The sequence below is a fragment of the Bythopirellula sp. genome (assembly GCF_041737835.1).
Classification (GTDB): Bacteria; Planctomycetota; Planctomycetia; order Pirellulales; family Lacipirellulaceae; genus Bythopirellula.
Map to the genome: position 1 here is coordinate 211504 of NZ_JBGSQY010000072.1, position 16792 is coordinate 228295.

Consider the following 16792-nt stretch of genomic DNA (forward strand, 5'->3'; position numbering starts at 1 on the left):
GGTGGGCGACTCCAATTAATTCGATTATAGTCTCACCCGACCAGACGGCGTGTCGGTCATGACGTTGTGGCGGGCATGATCAAGCGGAATGGAGGGGGCCGTCGGCTCGAAGCCCACCATGCCACAGAAGTTTCGCTCGACCCGATCGATGAAATCGGTGGGGTTTTCTTCAAAGGCAAAGTGCTGGGCTTTGGGGACCACGTCTTTTTCGCAGTTCGGTAACAGCTCGATGAGTTTGAGGCACATCGGCAAAAACGGCGAGAATTCACCGTGCAGACATACGCACGGAGTTGTGATGTCGGGGATGCTGTCGATGGTGAGACCAGCCTGATCGGCGACATCCTTGCCACAACTGGTACCCGCCAACCGGACAAGCCGATTGAGTGTCGCTTCACCGGCGCGTTCGATAAACATCTTTTTCTTGCGCGGCGAGAGATTGGCGGCTTGCTGGAGCATGTCGTGCAAATTCCAGAGATTGCCGGCGATGGCCATACCGGCAGTCGCGGCGTTCTTCTTATAAGCTCGAAAGCCAAGCCACCGTTTGGGATTTGCCTGCAAATGATGGAGGGCGGGAATAAACGGATCGGAGAGCACTGCCCCCTGAACGAGATGCGGGTAATCCTGAGCCGCGTGCAAAGCAACCGATGCACCGAAGCTGTGGCCCATGACAAGAGCTGGCTTGAGATTCAGCTCACTGTGCAAAGCGGCGAAGTCGGCGGCCATGTCGGCGCTAGTGTAATGCTCAGCGGGCGTATCGCTGTAGCCGTGGCCGCGCATGTCGTAGGCCGTGACGCGAAACTGCTTGCCGAGCTTGGCCATCAAACCACTGAGCATCCAGACCGCGAGGTTACCCGTCACGCCGTGGATCAACACAACGTCCGGCGCGCCGACCGGGCCGCACTGTTGATAGTGAAATTTCAGATTGCCGAGTTGGATGTGGGGCATGTCGTTCTAGGCGTGAGGAGCGCCGTCAGCTTCGAGTTGCAGACGGATGAAATTGGCAAACTGGCTAATGGAGACGTCGCGTTGATCGAGACGGCCCAACTCGGCCATGAAATCGGCAAACGGGAACTGGCGATGATAATGCCTTTCGACAAGCTCGTTGAGCATCACCAAGTCGATCGATTCGATGGCGAGATCGGCAAAGAGTTGTGAATTCTCGGTCACGGCTACGGAAGCGGAGTACTCTTTCAATTCGCGAATGATGCCGACGACCACCTCGACGATGCTCCGCTGCATGGCCGCATGGCCATTGAGCAATGGCTCGATCACAAGCGGGCTTTTCGCGAGCGGCGTGACTTGAACGGCCGGTTCAGTAATGGAATCTTCGGTCCATTGGCCGACGATTTCGAGTTCGCCTCGGAGATACAAATCCTTGCAGCCCCGGCGCTGGAGTTTGCCGCTGCTCGTGCGGGGGATTTCACTTCCTTTGACGAGCACAATCGCGTGAGGGCCAAGTTCGTGCTCTTGAGCCAACACGGCTCGCACGGCGGAGAACAATTCTTGCTGATTGAGCTTTTGGGCACGCATCACGCCGCACACGACAACCACACGCTCTTCGCCAGCAACGTCGATGCCGAACGAAACAACGTGATCACGACGCAGCGCAGGGTGGGCCCCTTCGACGGTGCGCTCGATGTCTTGGGGATAGTGATTGCGGCCGCGGACGATAATCAAATCCTTGATACGGCCCGTGATAAACAACTCGCCGTTATCAAGAAAGCCCATGTCGCCCGTGCGGAGGAACGTGCCTTCCTCGCCGGGGAGGGTTGCTTGAAATGTTTCGGCGGTGGCCGACGGACTATTCCAATATCCTTGGGCAATGCCGGGGCCGCGGACCCAAATCTCGCCAATCTGATCGGGGGCACTGCGGGTGAGCGTCGCGGGATCGACAATCGCGATGTCTTGACGGTCAACGCTGATTCCGCAACCAACAATTGCGCGGCCTTGGCCGTCGGCAACAGGCACGACGTGATTGTCGGCAAGTTCGTGCGAATCGTAATTGCGAATGATCGGCTCGGCGGCTTTGTCGCCACCGCTGACAATAAGCGTAGCTTCGGCCAAGCCGTAGCAGGGATAAAACGTTTCGTAACGAAACCCGACCGCGGCAAATCGCTCGGCGAACCGGCGCATCGTGTCGGGGCGGACGGGCTCGGCACCATTGCAAGCCAAGGTCCACGAGCTGAGATCGAGCTCGGCCATTTCTTCGTCAGAAATCTTCTGCACGCAGAGATCGTAGGCGAAGCTTGGGCCGCTCGTGGCGTAGGCCTTGTACTTGGTAATCGCCTTGAGCCAACGCACGGGGCGTTTCACGAAAGACAGGGGCGACATCAGCACGGTGCGGCGACCGCTTTGCAAAACTTGTAACACGAGACCGATAAGGCCCATGTCGTGATACATGGGAAGCCAGGACACGGCCACGGCATTGGGTTCGTCGAATTTCTTGATGTGCTCGAAGTTGAACATCAAGTTGGAATGGGTCAGCATCACACCGCGGGGACGACCGGTCGAGCCCGACGTGTATTGCAAGAGGGCCAGCGTTTCAGGACCGATTTCGGGACGGCGGTAATCTTCGCTGTCTTCAGCGGCAATTTCGTCGGTGACGACCACGTGACCAGCTTGTTCTAAGTAAGAACCAAAACGGTTCGCTTCGTTGCTGCTAGTAAGCACGATGTCGGCTTGCGAATCTTGCAAGATCGCCCGCAGCCGCGCGCCGGTGCGGCGAATGCGCATCGGATCGGGAGGATAAACCGGCACGGCCACGATGCCTGCATAGAAGCAACCCACGAGCGCGACGATGTATTCCAAGCTCGATTCGTACACCAAGGCGGCACGATCCCCTTGGTGAGCCAGTTGCTGGAGCCGCGCGGCGACCGCTTTGGCCCGCATTTCCAATTCGCGGAAGGTGATGTTGATTTCTTCGTCTTCACCTTCGGGAAGGAACGTGTAGGCAACGTCGGTGGGAATGGTTGCCGACAGTTCTTCGAGGCTGTGGATTAAACTCGGGTGGGTCCCCGCCGGAGTTTCGAAGGCCAGTTTTCTGCGCGAGCTGTGAAGTTCTTGGTGCATATTCTCTTTATCAAGAAGCGGAATCAGTATGGGAACTGGAAGCCGGCCAGTGTTGTGATGGAAATCACAAGTGCTAGTGGATGTGTGGGCAAGACAAGCAGTTCGTCTTGCGCATAGTCGTTCGTGCAAATCGCGGACCTGACCGGCGTGGAGGGTCGAGGCGAGACCCCTATTCTACACAATTTCCCGCAGAACAGAACTGGCCTGAAACCCCGAAATGGGAGCATTTTGCTGGAACCCGGCGGCATGGTTCCGGTCGTAGGTTTTGAGAAATCTCTGCCGGCTGTTTATGAGTCTCTCGAATTGCGGGATCAAAGTGAGGACAAATTCTCATGACTGGAACGTGCTGTTTCGTGAATGCAGGCCTGTGATGCTGTTGAGCTAATGTCGTTCAATGTAGGGGGCGGGCTTGTGAGTCCAGAGGTGAACTTTATACTGGGATTTTCGGGCGGGTTGCGGTGACTTGTCCGTTCTGAAACCAGCCTGTTCGCGCAAAGACTGCGTTTGTAAAGGAATGCCGCGTGGAAAGTCCGCCAGCATCGTTTTTGGCCCGCCACGATTTTCTCATCCGCCGATTGCATTCGCTCTCGGGTTTGATACCGGTGGGTGGCTACATGATCGTCCACTTGCTTGTGAATGCCAGCGTGTTGGAGAGCCCCAACACGTTTCAAAAGAATGTCTACCAAATCCACAGTTTGGGGGCACTTTTGCCGGTCGTGGAGTGGACATTTATTTTCATTCCGATTTTGTTCCACGCAATTGTCGGCGTGGCAATCGTTGCGGGAGGGATGCCCAACACGGGGAATTATCCTTACGCCGCGAATCGGCGGTACACGCTCCAGCGCATCACCGGCATGATCGCGTTCGTGTTCATCGGCGTTCACGTGTTTCACATGCACGGCTGGTTCCATAACAGCTTTTGGGTCGACCGCATTGTGCATCCCTTGGGGGGCGCACAATTTCGCGCATACAACGCCGTTTCGTCGGCGGGGGAAGCACTGCAAAACGGCGTATGGGTGACGGTTTATTTGATCGGCATCCTCGCGTGCGTCTACCACTTGGCCAACGGTATTTGGACGATGGGAATCACGTGGGGCGTGTGGGTCAGCGAAGCAGCCCAACGCCGCGCCCTCAGGATTTGCAAAGTGTTCGGTGTACTACTGGCGATTGTCGGCGTGGGAGCCTTGTTCGGCATGCGGCAGTATGGCACGGGCGAGAAGTTGATCGAAGCTGAACAAGTGGAAGATCAAATGTACGAGGCCAAGGTCAAGGCTGGCGAACTCGAGCCCAACGAACACAAACGGGCTCAAGAAGAAGAAAAACCAAGTGAAGAAGTCGCCGCAGCGGCGGATCAAGAATAAAGAGTTATCACGCAGAGGCGCTGAGAACGCAGTGAACTAGCTGGAACGCTAATCAACACGAATTTTCGCTAATAAGATTTTTGGCAACGATTCGCCGAGATTGGTTTTCAGGTTAACTCAATACTCTGCGATCTCTGCGCCTCAGCGTGAAACTGAATTTAACGAAGGTACTCGGATGGGAAAACAACGTGTTGTCGTCGTCGGTGGTGGGCTGGCTGGTCTGGCGGCCACGATGAAATTGGCCGAATTGGGGATCGCCGTCGATTGCATGAGCCTCACTCCGGTGAAGCGCTCGCACAGCGTTTGCGCGCAGGGTGGCATCAACAGCGTCAACGAACTCACCCGGCAACAAGGTGATAACGAGTGGCTGCACTTGGACGACACCGTTTACGGTGGTGATTTTCTGCAGCACCAGCCGCCCGTAAAGGAAATGGCTTACTGGGCCCCTAAAATCATCGACCTGATGGATCGACTCGGCGTTCCGTTCAATCGCACGCCGGAAGGCTTCCGCGATCAACGCCGCTTTGGCGGTACGTTGTTCAAACGAACCTCGTTCGCAGGTGCCACAACGGGCCAACAGTTGCTCTACGCCCTCGACGAACAAGTGCGGCGTTGGCATGCGGCCGGTGCCGTCGAAATGTACGAAGGCTGGGATTTCCTTGGCCCTGTGATTGATGACGATGGCCGTTGCCGCGGAGCAATCGCACAGAACGTGGTGTCGATGGAAATTCGCGCGTTCCCGGCGGACGCGGTCGTGATTGCGACGGGTGGTTGCGGCTTGATTTACGGTCGCAGCACGATGTCGATGGCCTGCACGGGGAGTGCGGTGAGCCGTGCCGTGCAAGCGGGTGCCAAATATGCCAACGGTGAGTTCATTCAAGTTCACCCCACGGCGATTCCTGGTGCAGACAAGTTGCGATTGATGAGCGAATCGGCGCGTGGCGAAGGTGGCCGCGTGTGGGTGCCGCGCAAGCCGCATGACCAGCGTGATCCGAAATCGATTCCCGAATCCGAGCGTTATTACTTCCTCGAAGAGCGTTATCCGAAGTACGGCAATCTCGTCCCTCGCGATATCGCCACGCGAGAGATATTCGACGTTTGCGTGAACGACGGCCTGAGCGTTGATAAAGATCAGCAATGCGTGTATTTGGATCTGACGCATATTCCACGGGCGGAACTCGATCGTAAGCTCGGTGGCATTTTGCACATCTACGAAAAATTCCAGGGTGTTGATCCACGCGAAGTGCCGATGAAGATTTTCCCGGCAGTTCACTACTCGATGGGGGGCTTGTGGGCCGACTTCGAGCGCGCCGAAGACGGCGGTTTAAAGCCTGGCTCGCCACGTAATCATCAGACACACGTTCCCGGGATGTATGCGATCGGAGAATGTGACTACCAGTATCACGGCGGGAACCGCTTGGGAGCCAACTCGCTGCTTTCTTGCATCTTCACGGGATTGTTCATTGCTCCCGGTATTGAAAACATGTTCAAGTCGCTCAAGAGTTCGGCGAGCGATGAAAAGTTTTCAAGCTTGCTACGAGGCGCTCGCGCACTCAAGCAAGTCGAGCACGACAATCTGCTCAAACGCACCGGCGGCCGCGAGAATCCTTACGTGATTCACCAAGAGTTGGGCGACGTAATGACCAAGGCCGCCACGGTAGTGCGTCGCAACGAGCAACTCACCGCTGCGATTGATAAGGTCAACGAACTCACCGAGCGAATCGAGAATTGCTCGCTGTCGGACACGGGCAATTGGACGAACCAAAATGTCCTGTTCACCAAGTCGGTAAGAGATATGTTCCCTATCGCCAAGGCGATTCTTAAAGGGGCTTTGGCTCGCGACGAATGCCGCGGGGCTCACTATAAGCCCGCTTTTGAATTGGGTGGCATCGACGCGAACGACCCAGGCGAGAAACGCCGCCAAGCGGAAGAGTGGTGCGACAAATTTGAAGAAAAGAATCGCAAATGGCTCAAGACAACCGTGGCGACGTTTGACACCAAGGGTGAACCAACGCTCAGCTTCGAGGACGTGGATACGTCGCTGATTCCGCCGCGGCCGAGACTGTACGGCTTGGTGGGAGCGGAAATGATCGAAGAAGTGTGGAAGGAACGCCAAGTGAAAAAGGACGCAGCGGGCGAAGCCGCCAAGACTAGCGCCACACCCGTTAAGGTCGGCGCAGGGGTTTAATGGGCGCGGTGCAAACACCGTGGCTAAATTAGAACAAGTACATGTGAATCATCGGAAACACTGCAATGAGTGCTCATAACGGCAGCAAACCTTCCTCCTTCGAAGTCCGCGTGATGCGCCAGGACGGCCCTGGCGAACCCAGCTATTGGGAACGCCATCGCGTGACTTACGAACCGAATCTCAACGTCATCAGCGTGCTGCAAAAGATCGCCGCGTTGGCCACGACTTCCGAAGGCAAAAACACGACCCCCGTGGCGTGGGATTGCAATTGCCTCGAAGAAGTTTGTGGAGCCTGCACGATGGTCATCAACGGCAAGGCCCGGCAGTCGTGCTCGGCGCTGGTCGACCGTTTGCTGGAAGAGAATCCCACGGGATTTGAATTGCGGCCGATGGCCAAATTCCCCGTGATGCGCGATCTGGTCGTGGATCGGAGCCGCATGTTCCGCACGCTCGAACGGATCAAGGGTTGGATTCCGGTCGATGGCTACGGCGACCGCGGTGCGGGCCCGAAGGAATCGCAAGCCAGCCAGGAAATGCGCTATCCCATTTCGGAATGCATGACCTGCGGCTGCTGTTTGGATGCGTGCCCGCAGTACGGCAAGATTGAAGTCACAAAGCATTTCGACGAAACCGATGCCGAATACGAAGCTCGCAAGAACGCCGCTTACGACGAAGGCTTTGTTGGCGCGAACGCGGTCGCCCAAGCGATGCTGTTCAACGCCCATCCCACGGGCGAAATGAGCGCCAACGAACGCCTCGATGCACTCAAGGCCCCCGGCGGTTTGCAAGTTTGCGGCAACGCCCAAAACTGCGTGGCCGTCTGCCCGAAGAATATTCCGCTCACTCGCGAAATCGCCCGCGCGGGTCGGCAACTCACGTGGTATATGTTCAAGCGGTGGTTTGACCGGTAGGCCGACTGTAGCCGCACTGCTAGGCGATCCCTATTCCCGGACAGCGTGGCTCTCCGGCTAATAGAAATCAGTTTTACAGCCGTCCCGGTTGGCGGGCCTGGGCTGTGGCGGCGGTTGCCAAGAATTCCTTGGCAACTTCAGGACGCATGCGGTTGTAATACGTTAGCCGGTTCATCCACTGCGTAACTTCTTGCTGCGACGGTTGGCGGTTGGTGACCAGTTGGAACATCCGGCGGATGTACTCAGCATCGTCGGCGTTCGATTGGTAATAGAACTCGGGCGTGCTCAGGATTTGCAACTGTGCATCAGCCAAGGTGCCGCCGCGGTCGAGGTGGGCTTCCCACACGTACAACTCTTGAGCCCGTGGTTCGCGGCCCAAATATTGGCGGAACCACTGCGAAATCTGCGCGAGTTGCTCTTGGCGGTTGCTGACTGTGCCCGCCGGCATGCTGCTGGTCGATTCCACCACGAGTTGAACATTGGAGGTCGGGCGATTGCCAAGTACGGGCACGTCGGTCCGCATGCTGTAAATCTCGCGGCCTTGCGACGTGATGCTCGCGTGTAAGACGTAGCTGCGGCGATTGTCGATTTGCGTGGGGTCGTAATCAAGCGAGAACTGTACCGGCACCGAGCGAATGCCGGTCACGGTTTGGCGGGCAATCGTGACGGGGCGAATGTCGCTACGCACGATCTCACGCAGTTCGACCGTCGCCACGGCATCACGCGGCAAGGCAGCACGGTCGCGGTAGGTGATCGTGCCTGTGATCGCTTCGTTACGGCCATCGAGTTGAATCGGCAAGTTCATCAACCGACCGTTGCGATTGTCTTGAACAAGAACACGAACCCAGCCCTTGGTGTCGGCATGGCGTTCGATTTCCTGACCGATGTCGAAGACCACGCCGTTGACGTAGCCGACTTGATAACCATGTACGGCAAGGATGCGGTCATTGACTTCCAGCCCTGCACGTTCAGCGGCAGAGCCACGCACGACTTCTTTCACCACGACACCGGTGTCGGTGTCTTCGGGGAAAATACCGAGCCGCCACTGCTGAGCGGTCTGATTGTAAGGAATCGGCGAAAAGTTAGGATCGAGCTGCGTCGATAACCGCGGATCGAACGATTGCCGTGTGGGATCGCTCCACGTCGGTTGTGTCGAAGTGCGATTGCGGTCGGTGCTCGAATCGGGCAACGACGTGCCGTAGCCGTAGGCTGGGTCGTTGAACGTCGAGTTAGCCCAGTTGGGCGCGCTGCTCGTTTGGCTCGTCGCACGTGTGGAATCAACAGCGCTGGAGAGTTCGGCCGTTAAGACTAACAAAGCGAACCAACTTGCCAAACCGACGAGTTGTGGAAGCTTCATGGAAGGTTTCTCGAATGAGTTTTTTGAATTGATATGTATGTACTTCTGGACCGCTGGCTGCCGCCTGCGGCTAGGACAATTTGTTTAGCGTGAGAGACCGAGGCCGATGGCGTCGAGGGCTACGCGGGCCGGGCGGGCGGGGATCGCTTGATATCCGGCTTTGATTACGTCTTCTTGGCCCATTTGGCTAAACACGTATTTGATGAACTCGCGTTCAACCAGGCTAAGCTCTTGCTTGGGATCGTGTTTCACGACCAATTGCAAACGCCGCACAAGCGGATAAAGGCCTTGATCGGCTTCTGGCGAATCGATCGCAACGAACGGCTGACCTTCAAACAACGCCAACGGCACGGCTTTCACGTCGGAAGTGGCATACGACAGTCCGCCAAAGCCGATGGCCCCTTCGTCCTTGGCCACGGCTTCGACGATTTCAATATTCGATTTGTGAGGCACGATATCCTCGCGCATCTTGCCGTCGAGCATCACGGCTTCTTGCAAAAAGACTTGCGAACCCGTGTCGAACGTGCGGCCGTGAACTTTCACCGGCAGCTTGGCCCATTTATCCTTGAGGCCCAACTGACCCCAAGTACGGCAAGGTTCCGTCGCACCACGCTTGCATTCCGTGCCGAACATCGCATCGAGTTGTGTGATGGTCAGGCCTGCGATGGGGTTGTTTTTGTTCACATAAATGGCTGTGCGCTCGAGGCAGGGAGTCAACACCGTTGGAGGGTAGCCGAGTTTATCTTGAAAGGCTTTGACTTCCGCTTCTGAAATCGTGCGGCTCAACAGGCCTATATTCGTTTCGCCCGCTTGCACCGCATCGACTGCATCGCGCGAGCCGTTGACGTCGACCGTGATCTTTACGTCGGGATAGAACGACGTGAAACCGTTGATCCAGACCGAGGCCACGTGCGACATTGTGTTCGACCCGCCGAGTTTCAATTCCCCGGAGAGTTTCTCGACCGGACGATAGAAGGGAAGATTAGGATCCAATAGCGGCACTTCGGCGGTAGTTGTGGCGGATGTGGTTCCGCACCAGGCCATCAGCAAAGAAAACATCAGTGAGATCGCGGAAATGCGCATGAACTGCCTCCTCGAAGATCAAAGTCGAACGTGTTTGTGGCCGCGAGTTTAGTGCGATTCGGGGAAATGAGTAAAGACGAGAATCCCCGTGCTAGCGAGTGTGGCTAGCTAGTCTCAGCACAGGCGACTTTTGCGGGAAAGCAAACGAAGTCTGCAATCACAGTGGTTTGGCGGACTTTCACGCGGACTTATGATTGATAGCAGTGACCGTCTCTTCCTGATCTTGTCTGCGTCATGAATTCTCGCAAGGCTTTTACACTTGTTGAATTGCTCGTGGTCATCGCCATCATTGGCGTGTTGATCGGGCTACTGCTCCCCGCTGTGCAAAGTGCGCGAGAAGCGGCTCGCCGTGCACAATGCGCCAACAACATGCGGCAATGGTTGTTGGCGATGCATCTCTATCACGATGCCCAGCGGGAGCTTCCTATCGGCGCCCGCAGCAGCCCCCGGCAGACTTGGGTCATGCATCTGTGGAGCTATATCGAAGAAAGCACACTTGCAATGCGAAACAATTTTTCGCTCGACTTTCTGGTTCCCCCCGCCACGATTCCTTACACGCTCAACGGTCTGACTGGGCAATATGTTTCGCTGTACTACTGCCCCAGCGACGACATGGGCGCCGACCAAACGATCGGCGAGTTCCAACGCCGACGCGGGAATTACGTGGTGAACTGGGGAAACGTGTCTCATCTGTTTCCGCTGGAGATTGAAGGCAACGCGCCGTTCTCCTACATCAACGGCAATTCACACGATCCGCGCAAAACAACATTTGGCGACATGACCGACGGCTCATCAAACACGCTGATGATGTCGGAAGTCATCAAAGCCTGGAGCAACGAAGACAACGACTGGCGAGGTGACATTCAAAACAGCCAGGGAGTGTTTCGGTTTCACACAAGGATGCTACCCAATTCAACCGAACCGGATGCCATCAAGACTCCGTGGTATCGGCAAACAGACGATCCCATGATGCCGGTCACGGCGGCCAGCAGTTTGAACCCCGAAAAGAACGCCGCGCGGAGCCGGCATCCTGGCGGAGTGAACACCGCGATGTGCGACGGCTCGATTCATTTCGTCGACGACAGTATCGAACTGCAAACGTGGAAAGAGATGGGGAGCATGAACGGCGGGATGAACGAAGTGTTCAGCAAGTGGAGTTTGTAGAACTTACTCAATTGGCCGGACTAAGACGCGGCCATGATTCTCTCCCTTTAGCATTGCAGCCACTTCACGCGGAACCTCGGAAAGCGTGACTTCACGAGCGAGCGCTGACAATTTGTCAGACACGTTCCATTCACCGGAGAGTTTTTTCCATACTTCGAGTCGGGGCTCACGCGGGCACTTGGCGGAGTCAATCCCTGCAAGCGTGACGCCACGCAGAATAAAGGGGTAAACCGTGAGTTGCAGATCGGTCCCCGCCACGAGTCCACAGGCCGTCACACAGCCGCGGTAATCGGTGGAACGCAGAATCGTGGCCAACGTGTTGCCGCCCACGGTATCGACCGCACCTGCCCAACGAGCCGCGAGTAAGGGATTCTCGGTTTTGTCATCGACTTCCGAACGGGAGATAACCCGCACGGCACCAAGTTCTTGCAGAAGCCCTGCTTGCTCGGGCTTGCCGCTTACCGCAACGACCCTGTAACCCAACTTCGAAAGGATCGCGATGGCGATGCTCCCTACACCTCCGCTGGCACCCGTAACGACGATCTCACCTCGCTCGGGCTGAATACCGTGATGTTCTAGCGCCATCACACACTGCGCCGCGGTGAAGCCGGCTGTTCCATAGGTCATGGCCTGCTTCGTCGAAAGGGTTGCTGGTAAAGGAACAAGCCAATCAGCGGGAACGCGCACTCGCTGAGAGTATCCCCCCCAAGCCGGCGCACCGAGTTCATAGCCGGTGACTAACACCAAGTCGCCGACTGCATAACGTGCGTCAGATGATTCGCTCACAACTCCCGCGCAGTCGATGCCGGGGATGTGGGGTAGCTTACGCACCACGCCCGGATGAGCTTGGCAAGCTAGAGCATCTTTGTAGTTGAGTGAAGAGTATTCGACATCGATCACCACGTCGCCGGGAGGCAAATCGGGGAGCGAGAGCTGCTCAACGGATGATGTCACGTGGCCATCATCATTACGTCGAACCACCAATGAAAAAAATTCTTTAGCCATGGCGCTCATGCATGTTTCTTACGACCAGAGACTAACCCGCAACGCGTTACTTGCTCGCGAGTTGAATTGGTAACTGATCGATTTTTGCTGCGAGAATGAAGTCGTTTTCTGAAAGCCCACCTATGGCGTGCGTCCACAATTCCACGGAAACATTCCGATAACCTTCGATATGGAGATCGGGATGATGCCCGTCTTCTTCCGCAACCACGGCGCAGCGGTTGAAAAATTCCATACCCGCCATAAAGTTTTTAACTTTCCAATCCTTGCGAATTCGCTGGCCGTCGTGAGTGAGATACCATCCCGGCAAATTAGCGAGTTGTCGCTCGGCGAGATCAAGCGGATATGGCTCAACACCACCTTCGCAAGGTAAGCATTTTTTCTGTACGAGTTCGTCGACTGATTGCGCCTGCATATTGTTTCTCCAAGAGCAAAGGTACTCTATCTCGTGAGAACTATTATCAACCCTGGTGATAGGGATCGTCAATTATTCCGCCGACAGAACCTAGTCGGTTGCTAAAATTGATCTAAAAAACTAGACTATTTATGATGACAACTCCCAATAACGAGCCTGATCGGCAAGCTAATCCACTTTCCTTGATTGCACTCGAAGAACAGCTCGCTTTTCAACAACGTCACCTCGATCAATTGAACGACGTCGTGCGAGAACAGCAAACATCGCTTGATCGTATGCAGCGTGAGTTATCACAACTCCATGGACTATTGCAAAGAGTTGTCGAGCGGAGTGGAGAGGATTTGCCCCACGAAAAGCCACCTCATTACTGATCTACTTTTTTTGTCTCAATCACCTTTCGTCCGCGAGGACAAGGTAGCGATCATCGATTATGCTAGGAGATTGTCCGTCGAATATATCCCTTCCGCATTGCCGATTTAATCAAATGATCATTCGCTATGCATTTGTCACTCTGCTCGTGCTCGGATCTCCTGAGTGGGCTTGGGCTGCTCCAGTGGCAGTCGTCAACCACGGTTTCGAAGATCCCTATCTGGGTGGCAACTTGCCACCGCAATATGCGGGCGATGTTCCGCCCACGGCGTTTCCCGTCGGCGCGGCGCCCAATGGTTGGTCACCCTATGGAAGCGTGGGAGGCAACGCGTTCATCGGTGTGCTCAATCCGGGCGTAATGGCCGATGAGCCGCTCGCGACTTATTTCCCCAACGGCGCGCCGGAAGGGGACAACGTTGCGCTTACCTTCTTTGATGGGCACCAAGGAGGCGCGGAGTTTGGCATCCAACAAACGCTAACTGCGACATTGGACCTACGCACGCGATATACGCTCACCGTAGAAGTGGGCAACATCGCCACGGGGATCAGCGTGGTTCAGCCCTACGCGAGCTTTGGCAATTTTGATCTACGTGGTTTCCCTGGCTATCGGATCGAACTTCTGGCTGGCACAACATTACTCGCTTCAGACGATGATACGCTCAACCCCGAGGAAGGCGAATTTCTTACGAGCTCGTTCGACGTCGTGATTGGCAACTCGCATGACGACGAAAATCAGCCACTTACGATTCGCTTGATCAATCTCAATCACGAGGACATCGACGACCCAATTATCGATCTGGAAGTCGATTTCGATAACGTGCGATTGGAAACAGAGCCGCTCGCCGGCGCCGACTTTGATGCTGATGGCGACGTCGATGGTGCAGACCTAGCAGCCTGGCAGAATGCTTATAACACGACTTTGCTGGGCGATGCCGATGGAGATAGCGACAGCGATGGTCGCGATTTTCTTTTGTGGCAGCAACAATTTACGGGGGCAGCGTCACTTGCAGCAATTCAAGCGGTGCCTGAACCGAACAGCGTTTCACTGATTGTGTTAGCCTCTTTGCTTTTAACAACTCGTCGCGCAATCATTCTTCGCCCGGGTGGTAACTCCGCTCGGCGCCGGCGAGAACTTCTTGCTTGGTGAACAGTTCCGGTTTCAATCGACGGTTGGAGAGTAATTCCGCTTGATCGAAATAATGCGGCGAAGCGGGATCGCCGCTTGTGCCAAAGGGAATGAGAGTCGCTCCGCGCACGCCCTCGGGTTTGAATTCCCAGGCAGCTAAATACGACGTGCCGATAATGCCATAGCGTTTGTGTTGCGAGATCACGAACGGGATCTGCAGGCTCGGCGTGTAATATTGAGTGAAGATCACCCCCATCGGGCCGTGACCACCGAGCGACATCAAACTCGGCGAGTCGTCTTGAAATCGCGTGTCGGTGAGGTCGGCGATATTCGGCAAGCGTTGGCTGCGATACAAGTCGGCATAAGAGACTTGCCACGTACCGTGCAGGTTTTGCAAACGGCCGGCGGCGCGAACCAAGGTCGCCAGTTGTTCGGCCGGTTTGTCGCGGTAGCGTTCGCGCATTTGTTCGCCGGGATATTTCGTGCCGTACAGTTGTTCGTACCACTCATGGCATAACGCGGCTGCGGTGGAATCGGGCGTGATTCGTGCATCCCAAGCCAAGAGATGATCCAAATAAGGCCGTACCTTCGCGGCGAGGTCTGGATCGGTGTTCGCCAGCACCTCAAGTTCTTTCGCATACTTGGGAAGCTCGTGCCGAGCCCAATAAACTTCGGTATCGAACGCGGCTTGCTGCCAATCTTCAAACGACACGGCTGACATGCCACGCAAAATTTCCAGAGAACGCAGCGCCCGGCGCGTTTGTCGCTCGCCGGTTCCCACCATATAAGGCGGAAACTTTTCGCTCAGCGGATTCTCGCCGTCAGTGACAGCAAACGGTGTTGAGTTGCAATTCTGCAAAAAACCCGCCGCGGGATTAAGCACTTGTGGCAGTTCATCCAAACCATGAAACCCTAACCATTCGGTGGCAGGGTCACTCCCCTCCACGGGCTTGGTCCAATCGAACTTGGGGTTCCGCCGCGGGACATGCCCCGTATAGACGAACCAACTGTTGCCGTCGCAGTCGGCGTAAAGCACGTTCATGTAGAGAATCTGCATGTTGGCCAGCGCGCTGCGGAAGTCGGCGAGATTACGCGACTTGATCATTTGCAACGACTGCCGCAGCGGAACAACTTCAAACAAGCCCGAAATCTTTGCGGCGAGCATCGTTTTCTCACCGGTGGGCAATTCTTCTTCGAGCGCAACGATAGGCCCATGATGCGTTTTGCGAAACGTGTAAGGCCGTGTTTCGATCCCGCGCGACTTGCGAATGCGAATCGTGTCGTGCCATTCCTCGGCTTGCTTCCAATCGCCATCGTATTCGTAGGCCAGCGGCTCCTTGGGATTGGAAAATCTGATGCGCCACGTGTCGGCGATGTCGGGCTGATTGGTGACGAGCGTCCAACCCAAACGGTCGTTGTGACCCATCGCGAGCACAGGACTACCATAAAAACCCGCGCCGGTGAAATTCCAACTCTCGCCCGCAGGACCCGCATCGCAAATCAAATGGGCTTCGAGCATCTGAGCAAAGCCAAACCACGGCATGTGGGGATTGGCGAGCATCAGTGGGCTGCCCGATTGAGTTCGCTGACCACTCAGCACCCATCCGTTCGATCCTGTGGCAGCATAGATGTGGGGATTGCGGCGGGGGAGAAAATCGCTGCTTTGCCCCGTGAAGCGATAAGTCAATTCCAACGCGATCTGGCGATAGTGGGCCAGCACATGCCAAGGTTCAAAATGTTTGATCAACCTGGGCCGCACTTCAGGGTGAGTGGCGAGGTAATAATTGATCCCTTCGACAAACGCCGTGTACAGTCGTTGCGAGAGGGCATCAAGCGCCGCGAAATCACGCTCGCTCGTTCTAGTGATCTCAAACGCACGATTTAACAAGTCGGAGTTGAGCCCTTTGGGTCCCACGACTTCGCTGTAACGTCCCAACGCGAGGATGTAGGAATCTTCGACCTGCCAAAAGAAATCCTCGGCTTGAGCATAGCCGTAGCCAAAGATCACGCTTTCATCGGTCTTGCCGACGATATGGGGCGTACCGTATTTGTCGCGGTGAATCGTCACCTGCTTGGCAAGTTCTGTCGGATCGAGCTCCGACTCAGCCGCCGTGGCGGGAAATGCGATCGCGAAATAGGCGATCACGAGCAAAGCTATAACACGCAGCGACATGACATTCATGATAGCCTGAAGATCGGCCGAATGCCCGTGTTGCGTTATGAAATTGCTTGATTCGCGAGTGCATCAAGAGCCTCGCCCGTCATGCGGTAACGGATCCACTCTTTGTGCGGGACCGCGCCCAGGCTGTCGTAGAAATCGATGGACGGTTTGTTCCAATCGAGGACTGACCATTCTAGCCGACCGCACTGACGCTCAACCGCCACGCGGGCCACGCCCGCCAAGAGCCGCTTGCCAATCCCTTGGCCGCGCAGAGCCTCGCGCACGTAGATATCTTCAAGATAAATTCCTTTTCGCCCCAGAAACGTGGAATACGTCGCGAAGAAGATCGCAAATCCCGCGGGCTCACCATCGAGTTCTGCGATGAGAACGTCGGTACAGGAATTTGGCCCAAAGATCGATTCTCGCGAAGTTTCGAGCGTCGCCACAACTTCGTGTTCCAACTTTTCGTAGACGGCAAGCTCGTTAATCAGAGCGAACACGAGCTCGGCGTCATCAATCGTGGCGGGGCGGATGTGGATCGTGGGCATGGTTAAACAAATGTTAAGTTTCTATTAGCCGCAGGCGG

The 16792-nt window shown here is 55.8% G+C and carries 14 protein-coding genes; 6 read left to right on the plus strand and 8 right to left on the minus strand.

Going from position 1 to position 16792, the window contains the following annotated elements; all coding sequences use genetic code 11:
• Positions 1-24: 24 nt before the first annotated feature.
• Positions 25-945, minus strand: coding sequence for an alpha/beta fold hydrolase (locus tag AC6T8Q_RS20185; RefSeq protein WP_500680799.1), 921 nt, complete (start codon positions 943-945; stop codon positions 25-27).
• 6 nt (positions 946-951) lie between these two features.
• Positions 952-3069 (minus strand): AMP-binding protein, encoded by a 2118-nt coding sequence (locus tag AC6T8Q_RS20190; RefSeq protein WP_500680800.1) that lies wholly within the window; start codon positions 3067-3069, stop codon positions 952-954.
• Between the two features lie 521 nt (positions 3070-3590).
• On the opposite strand from AC6T8Q_RS20190, the gene AC6T8Q_RS20195 reads away from it, so the two are divergent.
• The 3 genes from AC6T8Q_RS20195 to sdhB all read left to right on the plus strand — a co-directional run bounded on the left by AC6T8Q_RS20195 (position 3591) and on the right by sdhB (position 7529).
• Positions 3591-4430, plus strand: a complete 840-nt coding sequence (locus AC6T8Q_RS20195; protein WP_500680801.1) for a succinate dehydrogenase cytochrome b558 subunit — start codon at positions 3591-3593, stop codon at positions 4428-4430.
• Between the two features lie 175 nt (positions 4431-4605).
• Positions 4606-6618, plus strand: coding sequence for a succinate dehydrogenase flavoprotein subunit (gene sdhA / locus AC6T8Q_RS20200; RefSeq protein WP_500680802.1), 2013 nt, complete (start codon positions 4606-4608; stop codon positions 6616-6618).
• Positions 6619-6683: 65 nt separating this feature from the next.
• Positions 6684-7529, plus strand: coding sequence for a succinate dehydrogenase iron-sulfur subunit (gene sdhB, locus AC6T8Q_RS20205; protein ID WP_500680803.1), 846 nt, complete (start codon positions 6684-6686; stop codon positions 7527-7529).
• Between the two features lie 73 nt (positions 7530-7602).
• On the opposite strand, the gene AC6T8Q_RS20210 is transcribed toward sdhB, so the two are convergent.
• Both AC6T8Q_RS20210 and AC6T8Q_RS20215 read right to left on the minus strand, forming a co-directional pair.
• Complete coding sequence (locus AC6T8Q_RS20210) at positions 7603-8886, minus strand: YbaY family lipoprotein (protein ID WP_500680804.1); 1284 nt, start codon at positions 8884-8886, stop codon at positions 7603-7605.
• Positions 8887-8970: 84 nt separating this feature from the next.
• Positions 8971-9969, minus strand: a complete 999-nt coding sequence (locus AC6T8Q_RS20215; protein ID WP_500680805.1) for a PstS family phosphate ABC transporter substrate-binding protein — start codon at positions 9967-9969, stop codon at positions 8971-8973.
• A 234-nt stretch (positions 9970-10203) separates the two neighbouring features.
• Between AC6T8Q_RS20215 and AC6T8Q_RS20220 the strand changes: the two genes are divergently transcribed.
• Positions 10204-11133, plus strand: a complete 930-nt coding sequence (locus AC6T8Q_RS20220; protein WP_500680806.1) for a DUF1559 family PulG-like putative transporter — start codon at positions 10204-10206, stop codon at positions 11131-11133.
• A 3-nt stretch (positions 11134-11136) separates the two neighbouring features.
• On the opposite strand, the gene AC6T8Q_RS20225 is transcribed toward AC6T8Q_RS20220, so the two are convergent.
• On the minus strand, positions 11137-12138 hold the full coding sequence (locus AC6T8Q_RS20225) for an oxidoreductase (protein WP_500680807.1): 1002 nt from the start codon (positions 12136-12138) through the stop codon (positions 11137-11139).
• 46 nt (positions 12139-12184) lie between these two features.
• A complete protein-coding gene (locus AC6T8Q_RS20230) occupies positions 12185-12550 on the minus strand; it encodes a 4a-hydroxytetrahydrobiopterin dehydratase (protein ID WP_496920411.1) in 366 nt (121 codons plus the stop codon).
• Between the two features lie 134 nt (positions 12551-12684).
• Here AC6T8Q_RS20230 and AC6T8Q_RS20235 point away from each other — a divergent pair, with 134 nt between their 5' ends.
• The gene (locus AC6T8Q_RS20235) at positions 12685-12921 is read left to right on the plus strand and encodes a SlyX family protein (protein ID WP_500680808.1); all 237 of its coding nucleotides are present in this window, start codon (positions 12685-12687) and stop codon (positions 12919-12921) included.
• A gap of 113 nt (positions 12922-13034) precedes the next feature.
• Positions 13035-14066 carry a hypothetical protein gene (locus AC6T8Q_RS20240; protein ID WP_500680809.1) on the plus strand — a complete coding sequence of 344 codons (1032 nt, stop codon included), beginning with the start codon at positions 13035-13037 and terminating at the stop codon, positions 14064-14066.
• On the opposite strand, the gene AC6T8Q_RS20245 is transcribed toward AC6T8Q_RS20240, so the two are convergent.
• Positions 14008-16227 carry a penicillin acylase family protein gene (locus tag AC6T8Q_RS20245; RefSeq protein ID WP_500680810.1) on the minus strand — a complete coding sequence of 740 codons (2220 nt, stop codon included), beginning with the start codon at positions 16225-16227 and terminating at the stop codon, positions 14008-14010. The genes AC6T8Q_RS20240 and AC6T8Q_RS20245 overlap by 59 nt on opposite strands.
• A gap of 35 nt (positions 16228-16262) precedes the next feature.
• Positions 16263-16754 (minus strand): GNAT family N-acetyltransferase, encoded by a 492-nt coding sequence (locus AC6T8Q_RS20250; RefSeq protein WP_500680811.1) that lies wholly within the window; start codon positions 16752-16754, stop codon positions 16263-16265.
• Positions 16755-16792 lie beyond the last annotated feature (38 nt).